15 protein-coding genes are annotated in these 12,794 nt (G+C 71.9%); 11 read left to right on the forward strand and 4 right to left on the reverse strand.

The window, feature by feature from the left end; all coding sequences use genetic code 11:
* Window positions 1-118: 118 nt before the first annotated feature.
* Window positions 119-286 carry a hypothetical protein gene (locus AC069X_RS07150; protein WP_164720975.1) on the reverse strand — a complete coding sequence of 56 codons (168 nt, stop codon included), beginning with the start codon at window positions 284-286 and terminating at the stop codon, window positions 119-121.
* Between the two features lie 263 nt (window positions 287-549).
* Here AC069X_RS07150 and AC069X_RS07155 point away from each other — a divergent pair, with 263 nt between their 5' ends.
* The 4 genes from AC069X_RS07155 (at window position 550) to AC069X_RS07170 (ending at window position 4,071) form a co-directional block, all read left to right on the forward strand.
* A complete protein-coding gene (locus AC069X_RS07155) occupies window positions 550-1,203 on the forward strand; it encodes a response regulator transcription factor (RefSeq protein WP_045948703.1) in 654 nt (217 codons plus the stop codon).
* Between the two features lie 4 nt (window positions 1,204-1,207).
* A complete protein-coding gene (locus tag AC069X_RS07160; RefSeq protein WP_478725985.1) occupies window positions 1,208-2,452 on the forward strand; it encodes a sensor histidine kinase in 1,245 nt (414 codons plus the stop codon).
* A gap of 384 nt (window positions 2,453-2,836) precedes the next feature.
* Window positions 2,837-3,133 (forward strand): DUF4193 domain-containing protein, encoded by a 297-nt coding sequence (locus AC069X_RS07165; protein ID WP_007267048.1) that lies wholly within the window; start codon window positions 2,837-2,839, stop codon window positions 3,131-3,133.
* Window positions 3,134-3,141: 8 nt separating this feature from the next.
* Window positions 3,142-4,071, forward strand: a complete 930-nt coding sequence (locus AC069X_RS07170) for a hypothetical protein (protein WP_478725987.1) — start codon at window positions 3,142-3,144, stop codon at window positions 4,069-4,071.
* A gap of 52 nt (window positions 4,072-4,123) precedes the next feature.
* On the opposite strand, the gene AC069X_RS07175 is transcribed toward AC069X_RS07170, so the two are convergent.
* On the reverse strand, window positions 4,124-4,588 hold the full coding sequence (locus tag AC069X_RS07175; protein ID WP_478725989.1) for a DUF3093 domain-containing protein: 465 nt from the start codon (window positions 4,586-4,588) through the stop codon (window positions 4,124-4,126).
* A gap of 58 nt (window positions 4,589-4,646) precedes the next feature.
* Between AC069X_RS07175 and AC069X_RS07180 the strand changes: the two genes are divergently transcribed.
* The 7 genes from AC069X_RS07180 (at window position 4,647) to AC069X_RS07210 (ending at window position 11,279) form a co-directional block, all read left to right on the forward strand.
* The gene (locus AC069X_RS07180; RefSeq protein WP_478725990.1) at window positions 4,647-5,231 is read left to right on the forward strand and encodes a PaaI family thioesterase; all 585 of its coding nucleotides are present in this window, start codon (window positions 4,647-4,649) and stop codon (window positions 5,229-5,231) included.
* On the forward strand, window positions 5,231-5,770 hold the full coding sequence (gene dut / locus AC069X_RS07185) for a dUTP diphosphatase (RefSeq protein WP_469114681.1): 540 nt from the start codon (window positions 5,231-5,233) through the stop codon (window positions 5,768-5,770). Before AC069X_RS07180 ends, dut begins: the two co-directional genes overlap by 1 nt.
* Before the next feature lies 1 nt (window position 5,771).
* Window positions 5,772-6,548: a DUF3710 domain-containing protein gene (locus AC069X_RS07190; RefSeq protein WP_478725993.1), complete on the forward strand. Its 777-nt coding sequence runs from the start codon at window positions 5,772-5,774 to the stop codon at window positions 6,546-6,548.
* A gap of 187 nt (window positions 6,549-6,735) precedes the next feature.
* Window positions 6,736-9,360 (forward strand): DUF4118 domain-containing protein, encoded by a 2,625-nt coding sequence (locus AC069X_RS07195; protein WP_478725995.1) that lies wholly within the window; start codon window positions 6,736-6,738, stop codon window positions 9,358-9,360.
* Complete coding sequence (locus tag AC069X_RS07200) at window positions 9,357-10,043, forward strand: response regulator (protein WP_478725997.1); 687 nt, start codon at window positions 9,357-9,359, stop codon at window positions 10,041-10,043. The genes AC069X_RS07195 and AC069X_RS07200 overlap by 4 nt, the downstream gene beginning before the upstream one ends.
* 42 nt (window positions 10,044-10,085) lie before the next feature.
* Window positions 10,086-10,505 (forward strand): OB-fold nucleic acid binding domain-containing protein, encoded by a 420-nt coding sequence (locus tag AC069X_RS07205; RefSeq protein WP_125816976.1) that lies wholly within the window; start codon window positions 10,086-10,088, stop codon window positions 10,503-10,505.
* 3 nt (window positions 10,506-10,508) lie between these two features.
* Window positions 10,509-11,279 carry a DUF3159 domain-containing protein gene (locus tag AC069X_RS07210; protein ID WP_478725999.1) on the forward strand — a complete coding sequence of 257 codons (771 nt, stop codon included), beginning with the start codon at window positions 10,509-10,511 and terminating at the stop codon, window positions 11,277-11,279.
* A 68-nt stretch (window positions 11,280-11,347) separates the two neighbouring features.
* Here AC069X_RS07210 and AC069X_RS07215 read toward each other — a convergent pair whose 3' ends face one another.
* Both AC069X_RS07215 and AC069X_RS07220 read right to left on the reverse strand, forming a co-directional pair.
* Window positions 11,348-12,010 (reverse strand): potassium channel family protein, encoded by a 663-nt coding sequence (locus AC069X_RS07215; protein WP_478726001.1) that lies wholly within the window; start codon window positions 12,008-12,010, stop codon window positions 11,348-11,350.
* Window positions 12,007-12,675, reverse strand: a complete 669-nt coding sequence (locus tag AC069X_RS07220) for a potassium channel family protein (protein WP_478726003.1) — start codon at window positions 12,673-12,675, stop codon at window positions 12,007-12,009. Before AC069X_RS07220 ends, AC069X_RS07215 begins: the two co-directional genes overlap by 4 nt.
* Window positions 12,676-12,794: the final 119 nt, after the last annotated feature.

The raw sequence follows: 12,794 nt of genomic DNA on the forward strand, positions 1-12,794 counted from the left end.
GAAACAAAAACAGAAAAAAAGCAAAAAACCACAGCATCCACAAAACCCCCCCCCCCCCCCCCCCCCCCCCCCCCCCCGGGGCCCTGTGGTCGCGCTGGAGCCCGGTGGTGCCCCCGGGTCAGGCGGCCGAGACCGGCACGCCGTGTTCGGCGGCCAGCCGCTGGAGGTCTTCCAGCTCGGCCTGTTCCACATCCGCGAGGTAGTCGTCGCCCGTCTCACGGGCCTTGCTGAGGTCCGACTGCGTGGCCTTGATGCGCTGCAGGAGACCCGCGGTGAATGCGTCCATGGTGGGTGCGCCCCCTCTGCGTGGGTCGGCGGCGGGAGAGCATGGTGCAGTCCGCCGCGTCAGGGTGTGGTTGGGGTGTGCTGTCGTCCTCCCCGGCACCCTGGGCCCAGAAACCTCGTAAGGCGAGGGAATCCTCACTTCCACCCCGCCCACACGCCCCAGGAGGGCCCCAGGGGCGCCTTACAGCCGGTTTACGGCCGAAACCGGCAGGATGGAGGCGCAACACACGTGTGCCCTGAAGGGGCTCGAAGGAAGGAAACGACGTGCGCGTACTCGTCGTCGAGGACGAGCAGCTGCTCGCCGATGCGGTGGCCACCGGCCTGCGCCGGGAGGCCATGGCCGTGGACGTCGTGTACGACGGCGCCGCGGCACTGGAGCGCGTCGGGGTGAACGACTACGACGTCGTCGTGCTCGACCGGGACCTTCCGCTGGTGCACGGAGACGACGTCTGCCGGAAGATCATCGAACTGGGCATGGCCACGCGCGTGCTCATGCTCACAGCCTCCGGGGACGTCAGCGACCGCGTCGAGGGCCTGGAACTGGGTGCCGACGACTACCTGCCCAAGCCGTTCGCCTTCACCGAGCTGACCGCCCGCGTGCGCGCCCTCGGCCGCCGCACCACCGTCGCGCTCCCGCCCGTACTGGAGCGGGCCGGGATCAAGCTGGACCCGAACCGGCGCGAGGTGTTCCGCGAGGGCCGCGAGGTGCAGCTGGCGCCCAAGGAGTTCGCGGTGCTGGAGGTGCTCATGCGCAGCGAGGGGACCGTGGTGTCCGCCGAGCAGCTGCTGGAGAAGGCCTGGGACGAGAACACCGACCCGTTCACCAACGTGGTCCGGGTGACCGTCATGACCCTGCGCCGCAAGCTCGGGGAGCCGCCCGTCATCGTGACCGTGCCCGGCTCCGGCTACCGGATCTGACCCGATGGCCCCGACGCCGGCGCCACCCGCGGCGCCACCGAAACCGACCTGGGACCCCGGCCAGCCCGAGGGTCCCTTCCCTTGGCTGCGGCCGACCATCCGGATAAGGCTCACGCTGCTGTACGGCGGCATGTTCCTGATCGCCGGCATCCTGCTGCTGTCGATCATCTACCTGCTGGCCGCGCAGGCCCTGAGGGAGGGCAACGCTCTCCCCTTCAAGATCGTCGGCGGCTCGAAGGTCGAGGTCTCCAGCACCACCTGCTCCGGCGTGGGCATCGACCAGTCGATCGACCAGTTCAACGCCGCGATCTCGCAGTGCATCCTCGACCAGCGCAAGCACGCCCTGGACGACCTGCTCAGCCGCTCCCTGATGGCCCTGCTGGGCCTCAGCATCATCGCCTTCGCCTTCGGCTACGCGATGGCCGGCCGGGTGCTCTCGCCGCTCGGCAAGATCACCCGTACGGCCCGCCGGGTGGTGGGCTCCGACCTGACCCGGCGGATCGAGCTGGACGGGCCGGACGACGAGCTGAAGGAGCTCGCCGACACCTTCGACGAGATGCTCGACCGCCTGGAGCGGGCCTTCACGGCCCAGCAGCGGTTCGTGGCCAACGCCTCGCACGAACTGCGGACCCCGCTGGCCATCAACCGGACGCTGCTGGAGGTCCACCTCTCGGACCCCGGAGCCCCGGTGGAGCTCCAGCAGCTGGGCAAGACGCTGCTGGCCACCAACGAGCGCAGCGAGCAGCTGGTCGAGGGCCTGCTGCTGCTGGCCCGCAGCGAGAACCAGATCGTCGAACGCAAGCCGGTCGACCTGGCGGAGGTCGCCTCGCGCGCCATCGACCAGGCCCGCGGCGAGGCCCTCGCCAAGGGCGTGGAGATCCGCGGCGAGCGCGCCCTGGCCGTGGTCCAGGGCAACGGCGTGCTGCTGGAGCGGATCGCCCTCAACCTGGTGCAGAACGCCGTCCGGTACAACGTCCCGGAGGGCGGCTGGGTGGAGGTCACCACCGAGGTCCAGCACGGCCAGGCGGTGCTCGTCGTCTCGAACACGGGTCCCGTGGTTCCCGCGTACGAGGTGGACAACCTCTTCGAGCCCTTCAGGCGGCTGCGTACGGAGCGAACGGGCAGTGACAAGGGTGTGGGGCTCGGCCTGTCGATCGCGCGCTCCGTGGCGCGCGCGCACGGCGGCCGGATCCTGGCAACCCCGCGAGAGGGCGGTGGCCTCGTGATGCGTGTCACGCTGCCCCTCTGATCCGACCGGAACCTGTTCGCCGTCAGCGGAACCGGAGGGCGGCGGACAGGGGCGGTTCCTGTGTGATCGATCACAGTGCCGAGTGTCGGGGCATGCGCGTTCTGTGACCCCAAGGCGGCCGGAAAGCCCGGGAAGTCCGGGTTTCCGGCCCCCCTGGTGGCGGGAATTAGACGGGGTGGCGTTCGTGCAAGACGGCCCCGGGACCGTGTACGGTCCCGCTCGACATCCCGGCCACGGAGTCCTTCGGGTGCGTGGCTGGGTGTCGATTGAGTAACAGACCTTGATGTGAGGCAAAATCTCCGCCTCAGGTCGGGCACAAGTCCGGCCTCTCGCGCGTTACGTGCGCTGAGACACCGCTAAATCCCAGAGGGGGAGAGCGAAAAAATGGCAACGGACTACGACACCCCACGCAAGACCGACGACGACGTCGACAACGACAGCATCGAAGAACTCAAGGCCCGGCGCAGTGACAAGGTCACGTCGAGCGTCGACATCGAGGACTTCGACGGCGCCGAGAGCCTGGAGCTCCCGGGTGCCGACCTCTCCAACGAGGAGCTGGCCGTCCGGGTGCTGCCCAAGCAGGCCGACGAGTTCACCTGCATGAGCTGCTTCCTGGTGCACCACCGCAGCCAGCTGGCGCGCGAGAAGAACGGCCAGCCGATCTGCCGCGACTGCGACTGAGGACGGCCGTGACCGGCTCGACGCCCTTTCGGAAGCGACGTTTCCGGAAATCTGGCGATCCGGAGGCGCAGGCACCGGCGGTGGCCACGGGCCCGGAAACGGGCCCCGCGGACGCCGACGGCCGGCCCTTCGGAACGACTGTCGTGCCGTCCGACACCGCCGCGGCGGTGCCGTCGGCCACAGTGGCGGACGAGGAGTCCCGGGGCAGGCCCGGGACGCGTCGGATGCAAGCCGTCAAGAACGGTGTGCGCAAGGGCGGCGATAGCGCGAAAGCCGCCGCCCTGTACATCACCGAACGGATCATCGAGAACGCCCCGCGCGTTCCGGTACGGGACCTCGCGACCCTGCGCGCGCAGTTCCCCGGCCTCGGCCCCGATCAGCTGGCCGACAAACTGATCGCCGGGGCGGCCAACGGCACCTCGACCGTGGGCGCCGGCATCGGTGCCGCGGCCATGCTGCCCGTCCCGCCCGCGATGCCGGCGGAGCTGGCCGCCGAGATCACCGCGGTCGCCGCGATCGAGCTGAAGCTCATCGCCGAGCTGCACGAGGTCTACGGGCAGCGCCCGCCGGGCGGCCTGAAGGACCGCAGCCTCGCCTACCTCACCTCCTGGACCGAGGAGCGCGGGATCGACCTGACCAAGCCGACCACGCTCAACGCGGCGCTCGGCGGTCAGATGAAGCGCGAACTGCGCCAGCAGATCATGAAGCGGATGTTCCGCAACCTGCCCAACCTCATGCCGTTCATGGTCGGCGCGGCCGTCGGAGCGGTGATGAACCGCCGGGACACCAGGAAACTCGCCGAGAAGGTCCGTGGAGACCTGCGGCGGCGCGCCGTGCCCTGGAACGCCCTGCCCGTCCTGCCGCCCCTGGAGCGCCCCTCCGAGCCCCTTCCCGAGGCCATCAGGCCCGCGATCGAAGGCCCCGACGACCGGGGCTGACCGCCCCGGCCCGGCCGGTGCCGTGACCGGAGGGGCCCGCCGGGCCGCGGCGTCAGGCGCTGGCCGTCCGCGCCGCGCGGATCGCCGCCGCCAGGGCCAGGGGCTCGCGGGTGGAGACGTACACGTACGGGGTCGGGTCCGCCGGGTCGGTGACCTCGATCCGGACCGCCGTCGGGACGTAGCTGCGCATCAGCATGAAGGCCCGGGTGTCGGCCTTGTACGTGCGCCAGGCGCGCGCCTCCTCCGCCTCCAGCACCTCCGGCTCGCCCAGGGCCGCCACCGGGATCCGGGCGTCGCCGGCCGCCAGCGCTCCGTTCACCACGCGCACGCGCGCGGAGCCGTACGAGCTCACCAGCATCCCCGTCAGCGCGGCGCCGCCGACCAGCCCCGCCAGCAGGGGCAGGGTGCCGAGCGGCAGCAGCATCAGCGCGCACGCCACCCCGGTCAGTGCGGCGATCCCCCACCAGGAGCGGGGGGCGGAGAGGCGTTCGTCGTGGTGCGCGGGGGAGGGCTGCATGGGACCAAGCCTCCCACGAGGCGACCGGCGGGTAGCCGCGCGGGTAAGGTCAGCGGCTGTGAGTGGACGAAACACAGCGTTGACGCCTCCGGCCGACGCCGCCGCACCGGTCCGGCACCCCGACGCCCCGGCGCCCGGGGAACTCCTCGGCGCGCACTACGAGCACTGTTTCGGGTGCGGCGGGGGCCAGCCGCACGGGCTCCACCTGGAGGCGCGCGCGGGCGAGGGCGTACGCGTCACCGCGGAGTTCACCGTCAAGCCCGCCCACCAGGGCGCACCCGGTCTGGCCCACGGCGGCGTACTGGCCACCGCGCTGGACGAGACGCTGGGCTCCCTGAACTGGCTGCTGCGCGTGATCGCGGTGACCGGGCGGCTGGAGACCGACTTCGTGCGGCCCGTCCCCGTGGACACCGTGCTGCACCTGGAGGCCGAGGTCACCGCCGTCGCCGGCCGGAAGATCTACTCCACGGCGGTGGGCCGGATAGGCGGCCCGGACGGCCCCGTCGCCGTCCGCGCCGACGCGCTCTTCATCGAGGTGAAGGTCGACCACTTCATCGACAACGGTCGGCCCGAGGAGATCCGGGCGGCGATGTCCGACCCGGACCAGGTCAGGCGCGCACGCGCCTTCGAGGTGAACCCCTGATGTCCCAGAACAACCACGCTCCCGTCGACGTGCTGATCCGCCGCGTCGACCCCGAGGTGCCCATCCCCGCCTACGGCCACCCCGGCGACGCGGGCTGCGACCTGGTGACCACCGTCGCCGCCGAGCTGGAGCCCGGGGAACGGGCCGTGCTGCCCACCGGCGTGTCCATCGCCCTGCCCGACGGCTACGCGGCCTTCGTGCACCCGCGCTCCGGGCTGGCAGCTCGCTGCGGGCTTGCGCTCGTGAATGCCCCGGGGACGGTGGATGCCGGGTACCGTGGGGAGATCAAGGTGATCGTGGTCAATCTCGACCCGCGCGAGAGCGTCCGGTTCGAGCGCTTCGACCGCATTGCCCAGCTGGTTGTCCAGCGGGTCGAGAAGGTGCGCTTCCACGAGGTGGCGGAACTTCCCGGCTCGGCCCGGGCCGACGGGGGGTTCGGCTCCACCGGCGGTCATGCGGCCGTGGCCGGATCCGGGGCTGGTCAGCAGCAGGGTGGGAATGGCTACGCTTCGGTCGTATCCGACCGGGAAGGACAGTGACGTGTTCGGACGTCGCAAGAAGAACGACTCCGCCAAGGACGGCGGCGCGGCCGAGCAGGTCGTGAACGGCGTGGCTGCCGACGAGCAGGCCGGCGACGACTCCGCCGCGCCCCGCAGGCTGAACCTGCCCCCCGCCCCGCGGCCCGACGGCCCGTGGGACGTCTCCGAGGTGCCCGGCAACCCGGCCGACGGCCGCGTCGACCTGGGCGGCATCCTCGTCCCCGGTGTCGAGGGCATGGAACTGCGCGTCGAGGTCGCCGGTGACGCGATCGTGGCGGCCACCGTCGTCCTGAACGACAGCGCCGTGCAGCTCCAGGCCTTCGCCGCGCCCAAGAAGGAGGGCATCTGGGGCGAGGTCCGCGACGAGATCGCCTCGGGCATCACCCAGCAGGGCGGCATCATCGACGAGGTCGACGGCCCGCTGGGCTGGGAGCTGCGCGCGCAGGTCCCCGTCCCGCTGCCCGACGGCCAGACGGGCGCCCAGCTGGTGCGCTTCGTCGGCGTCGACGGCCCGCGCTGGTTCCTGCGCGGCGTCATCTCCGGCCAGGGCGCGGTGCGCCCCGAGTCGGCCGGCGTGCTGGAGCAGATCTTCCGGGAGACCGTCGTCGTCCGCGGCGACGGCCCGATGGCCCCGCGCGACCCGATCGTCCTGAAGCTGCCGAACGACGCCCAGATGGTGCCGGACGGCGTGCAGACGGCCGACGAGCAGGAGGGCTCGCGCTTCTCCGGCGGCATGGGCCAACTGGAGCGCGGCCCGGAGATCACCGAGGTCCGCTGACCCGGACCCGGACCGGTACCCGGACCAGGGTGTCTTCCGGCCCGCGGGCTCCGCTCCCCCCAGGGGGCGGGGGCCGCGGGCCTTCGCGCGTCCGGGACGGGGCGGGCCGCGTCAGGGAAGTGTCAGGGATGTCCGGCAGCCGCCGTTGCGGTACGTGAACAGCGGGAACGTCCCCGAGAATGAGCCCATGGGACGCGGCAGGCTAAGGATCTATCTCGGCGCGGCACCCGGTGTGGGCAAGACGTACGCCATGCTCGCGGAGAGCCACCGCCGGGTCGAGCGGGGCACCGACTGCGTCGTGGGCTTCGTGGAGCACCACGGGCGGCCGCGCACCGAGGTGATGCTGCGGGGCCTCGATCAGGTGCCCAGGCGGGAGCTGTCCTACCGGGGGGCCGTCTTCACCGAGATGGACGTGGACGCGGTGCTCGCCCGCCGCCCCGCCGTGGCCCTGGTGGACGAACTCGCGCACACGAACGTCCCCGGCTCGCGCAACGCCAAGCGCTGGCAGGACGTGGAGGAACTGCTGCGCGCGGGCATCGACGTGGTGACCACCGTCAACATCCAGCACCTGGAGTCCCTCGGGGACGTGGTGGAGACCATAACCGGGGTGCGCCAGCGCGAGACCGTCCCGGACGAGGTGGTGCGGCGGGCCGACCAGATCGAGCTGGTCGACATGGACCCGCAGGCGCTGCGCCGGCGCATGGCGCACGGCAACGTCTACCGGCCGGACAAGGTCGACGCGGCACTGTCGAACTACTTCCGGCCCGGCAACCTGACGGCGCTGCGCGAGCTGGCGCTGCTGTGGGTCGCCGACCGGGCCGACGAGTACCTCCAGCGGTACCGGGGCGAGCACGACATCCGCTCGACCTGGCAGGCCCGCGAGCGGATCGTGGTGGGCCTCACGGGCGGCCCCGAGGGCCGCACCCTCATCCGCCGGGCCGCCCGGATGGCGGCCAAGGGCTCCGGGAGCGAGATCCTCGCCGTCTACATCGCCCGCAGTGACGGGCTGACCTCGGCCTCCCCCAAGGAGCTCGCGGTGCAGCGGACCCTGGTCGAGGACCTGGGCGGAACGTTTCATCATGTGATCGGCGACAACGTCCCCGAGGCGCTCCTCGCCTTCGCCCGCGGGGTCAACGCCACCCAGATCGTCCTGGGCTCCAGCCGCCGCAAGGCCTGGCAGTACGTGCTGGGGCCCGGGGTGGGCGCCACCGTGGCCCGCGACTCGGGGCCCGACCTCGACGTGCACATCGTCACCCACGAGGAGGTGGCCCGGGGGCGGGGGCTGCCCGTGGCCCGCTCGGCGGCCCGGCTCGGCCGGCCGCGGATCGTGGCCGGCTGGGTGGTCGGCGTGGTCTTCCCGGCCCTGCTGTGCCTGCTGCTGACCCACATCGACGCCGATCCCGGCCTCGCCAACGACATGCTGCTCTTCCTGGCGCTGACCGTGGCCGCCGCGCTGCTGGGCGGGCTCTGGCCGGCGCTGGCCTCGGCGGCGTTCGGATCGCTGCTGCTGAACTACTTCTTCGCCCCGCCGGTGCACCGGTTCACCATCTCCGACCCCAGGAACATCATGGCCATCGCCGTGTTCTTCGGGGTCGCCGTGGCGGTGGCCTCGGTGGTGGACCTGGCCGCCCGGCGCACGCACCAGGCCGCCCGGCTGCGGGCCGAGTCCGAGATCCTGTCCACCCTGGCCGGCAGCGTGCTGCGCGGGGAGACCGCCCTGGACGCGCTGCTGGAGCGGGTGCGCGAGACCTTCGCGATGGAGTCGGTGGCCCTGCTGGAACGGCCCGGCGAGGTGGAGCCCTGGATCCGGGCCGGCAGCGTGGGGCCCCGCCCGGCGGCCCGCCCCGAGGACGCCGACGTGGACATGCCGATCAGCGACCACATGGCCCTGGCCCTGTCCGGGCGGGTGCTGCCCGCCGAGGACCGCCGGGTGCTCGGCGCCTTCGCCGCCCAGGCCGCCGTGGTGCTGGACCGCCAGCGCCTGGTGGGGGAGGCCGAGGAGGCCCGCCGGCTGGCCGAGGGCAACCGGATCAGGACCGCCCTGCTGGCCGCCGTCAGCCATGACCTGCGTACGCCCCTGGCCTCCATCAAGGCCTCCGTCAGCTCCCTGCGCTCCGAGGACGTGGACTGGTCCGAGGAGGACCGCGCCGAACTGCTGGCCGGGATCGAGGAGGGCGCCGACCGGCTCGACCACCTCGTGGGCAACCTGCTGGACATGTCCCGGCTGCAGACCGGCACCGTGACGCCCCTGATCCGGGAGATCGACCTCGACGAGGTGGTCCCGATGGCGCTGGGCGGCGTACCGGAGGACAGCGTGCTGCTCGACGTGCCGGAGACGCTGCCGATGGTGGAGGCCGATCCGGGGCTGCTGGAGCGCACCGTGGCCAACGTGGTCGAGAACGCCGTCAAGTACAGCCCCCGCGGGGAGCGGGTCCTCGTCGCCGCCAGCTTCATCGGCGACCGCGTCGAGGTACGCGTCGTCGACCGCGGCCCCGGCGTCCCCGACGAGGCCAAGGACCGCATATTCGCCCCGTTCCAGCGGTACGGCGACGCCCCGCGCGGCGCGGGCGTGGGCCTGGGGCTCGCGGTGGCACGGGGCTTCGCCGAGGCCATGGACGGCACCCTCGCCGCCGAGGACACCCCGGGCGGCGGCCTGACCATGGTGCTCACCCTGCGCGCCGTGGCCCGCGGCGGCCCGCCGGACCCCGCCGGAACCGGGGACGGCCCCGGCGGCGTTGACGGGGCACGGCCCCGGGAGCAGGATCCGACAAGCGGGGACCTCCCCGAACGACAGAAAGCAGGTCCCCGATGACCCGGGTGCTCGTGGTGGACGACGAGCCGCAGATCGTCCGAGCCCTCGTGATCAACCTCAAGGCGCGCAGGTACGAGGTCGACGCGGCTGCCGACGGGGCGGAGGCCCTGGAACTCGCGGCCGCCCGCCACCCCGACGTGGTCGTCCTCGACCTCGGCCTGCCCGACATGGACGGGGTCGAGGTGATCAAGGGGCTCCGCGGCTGGACGCGGGTGCCGATCCTCGTGCTCTCCGCCCGGCACAGCTCCGACGAGAAGGTCGAGGCCCTCGACGCCGGCGCCGACGACTACGTCACCAAGCCCTTCGGCATGGACGAGCTGCTGGCCCGGCTGCGCGCCGCCGTGCGCCGCGCCGAGCCGGCCGCCGGCACCGGCGAGGACGAGGTGGTCGTGGAGACCGACGGGTTCACCGTGGACCTCGCCGCCAAGAAGGCCGTGCGCGAGGGGCGCGACGTACGGCTCACGCCCACCGAGTGGCACCTGCTGGAGGTGCTGGTGCGCAACGGCGGGAAGCTCGTCAGCCAGAAGCAGCTCCTCCAGGAGGTCTGGGGTCCCTCGTACGGGACGGAGACCAACTACCTCCGGGTCTACATGGCCCAGCTGCGCCGCAAGCTGGAGGCGGACCCGTCGCACCCGCGGCACTTCATCACCGAACCGGGGATGGGGTACCGCTTTGAGAAATAACGGGGCTTCGAGAGCCGGCGGGGGCGCCGGTACGCTTCCTGTATGAGTGCTGAACCGCGTCCCGAGAAGCCCGCGAAACCGGCCAGGCCGGCGGGCCGGTTCCGCCGGATGATAGAGCGGCTGTCCACCTCCCAGGAGGAGCTGCATTCGGCGGAACTTCAGGAGGACGCAGAGGCCGCGGGGTGCACGCGGATCTGCGACTGCCACGACCGTCAGATAGTGAAGGTGACCGGGACCCTGCGTACCGTCACCCTCCGGCCCCGCGCGGGCGTGCCGGCCCTGGAGGCCGAGCTGTTCGACGGCTCCGCCGCGCTGGACGTGGTGTGGCTCGGGCGTCGCTCGATCGTGGGAATCGAGCCCGGCCGGCGCATGATCGCTTCGGGGCGGATCTCGATGAGCCACGGCCGCCGGGTGCTCTTCAACCCGAAGTACGAACTCCGACCGCTCGGACAGGAGCACTGACCGGTGACGTCACTCGACAAACCGTCCACGCCGGACCCGGGCGCCGCGCCCGCCGGTGACGACCAGAAGGCGGTCACGCAGGCGGCGCTCTTCGACGCCTTCGGCGGCGTCCGGGGCACCGTGGAGACGATGCTCCCCGGCCTGCTCTTCGTGATGATCTACACGATCAACAAGGACGTGAAGATGTCCGCCATCGCGGCGGGCGTGGTCGCGGTGCTGCTGGTGATCGTCCGGCTGCTGCGCAAGGACACGGTCAAGCACGCCTTCAGCGGTGTCTTCGGCGTCGGCGTCGGTGTCGCCTTCGCCCTCTTCACGGGCAGCGCCAAGGGCTTCTACCTGCCCGGCATGATCTACGGCGTCTGCCTGGGCCTGGCGTTCACGGTCTCGGCGCTGGTCGGGTTCCCGCTGCTGGGCGTGATCCTGGGGCCGGTGTTCCGGGAGAACCTGTCCTGGCGCACCCGCAACCCGGGCCGCAAGAAGGCGTACACCAAGGCCAGCCTGGCCTGGGGCCTTATCTTCCTGGCGAAGTACGCGATCCTCTTCCCGCTGTACTGGTGGGGGGACGAGACGCAGCTGGGCTGGGTGCTGATCGCGCTGAAGCTGCCGCCGATGGTGCTGGCCGTGTACTTCACCTGGGTCTTCCTGGCGAAGGCGCCGCCGCCGATCGACGTGATCGCCGAGTACGAGGCCGAGGAGGCGGCGCAGGCCGCGCAAGCCGCGCAGGCCGGCCCGTCGGCGCAGCCGGGGCAGTCCGGTCGCCACAAGCGGGCCTGAGGACGCGGAGGACGGGAGAAGGGGCGGGGCGGCCACCAGGTCGCCCCGCCCCTTCTCGCGCCGGCCCGCTAGCGGCGCGCCTGGAGGAGGTCCTCCAGCTGCTCCTCGCGGGCCTGGGCGGCCACGAAGAGGAGCTCGTCGCCCGGTTCCAGGGTCTCCTCGCCGTGCGGGGTGAGCACCCGGTTGCCGCGGATGATCGTCACCAGGGACGTGTCCTCCGGCCAGGCGATCTCGCTGATCTGGGTGCCCGCGACGGAGGAGTCGGCCGACAGGGTCAGCTCGACGAGGTTGGCGTCGCCGTGGCTGAAGCGCAGCAGGCGCACCAGGTCGCCGACGCTGACGGCCTCCTCGACCAGGGCCGACATCAGGCGCGGGGTGGAGACCGCGACGTCGACGCCCCAGGACTCGTTGAAGAGCCACTCGTTCTTCGGGTTGTTCACGCGGGCCACCACCCGCGGGACCCCGTACTCGGTCTTCGCGAGCAGGGAGACGACCAGGTTGACCTTGTCGTCGCCCGTCGCGGCGATGACCACGTTGCAGCGCTGGAGCGCCGCCTCGTCGAGCGAGGTGATCTCGCAGGCGTCGGCGAGCAGCCATTCCGCCTGCGGAACCCGCTCCACCGAGATGGCGGTCGGCGCCTTGTCCACGAGGAGCACCTCGTGGCCGTTCTCCAGCAGCTCGCCCGCGATGGAGCGGCCCACGGCCCCGGCTCCGGCGATCGCGACCCTCATGCGTGTGCCTCCTCGGGACCCTCGGCGAAGGCCGCCTCGACCTTGTCGACCTCGTCCGTGCGCATCATCACGTGGACGAGGTCGCCCTCCTGGAGGACGGTCTGCGAAGTCGGCAGCATCGCCTCGCCCAGGCGGGTGAGGAACGCGACACGGACGCCGGTCTCGTCCTGGAGCTTGCTGACCTTGTGGCCGATCCAGGCCGCGGAGGTGTGCACCTCCGCCAGCTGCACGCCGCCGCTCGGGTCGCGCCACAGCGGCTCCGCGCCCGAGGGGAGCAGCCGGCGCAGCATCTGGTCGGCGGTCCACCGTACGGTCGCGACGGTGGGGATGCCGAGGCGCTGGTACACCTCGGCGCGCTTGGGGTCGTAGATGCGGGCGGCGACGTTCTCCACACCGAACATCTCGCGCGCCACGCGGGCGGCGATGATGTTGGAATTGTCACCACTGCTGACGGCGGCGAAGGCGCCCGCCTCCTCGATCCCGGCCTCACGCAGCGTGTCCTGGTCGAAGCCGACGCCGGTGACTCGGCGGCCGCCGAAGGAGGCCCCCAGCCTGCGGAATGCGGTGGGGTCCTGGTCGACCACGGCGACCGTATGCCCCTGCTGTTCCAAGGTCTGCGCGAGAGCGGAACCCACTCTTCCGCAGCCCATAATGACGATGTGCACGGCCGTCCTTCCGGCTGACAGCGGCTCGCTGGTTTCCAGCCTCATTGCATGCTCTGGCTAATCAGGGTCTCAGACCATGGCCCAAGCTACACACGGGCGGTCACCAGTGTGACCATTTG

The organism is Streptomyces sp. NPDC043896, assembly GCF_056435605.1.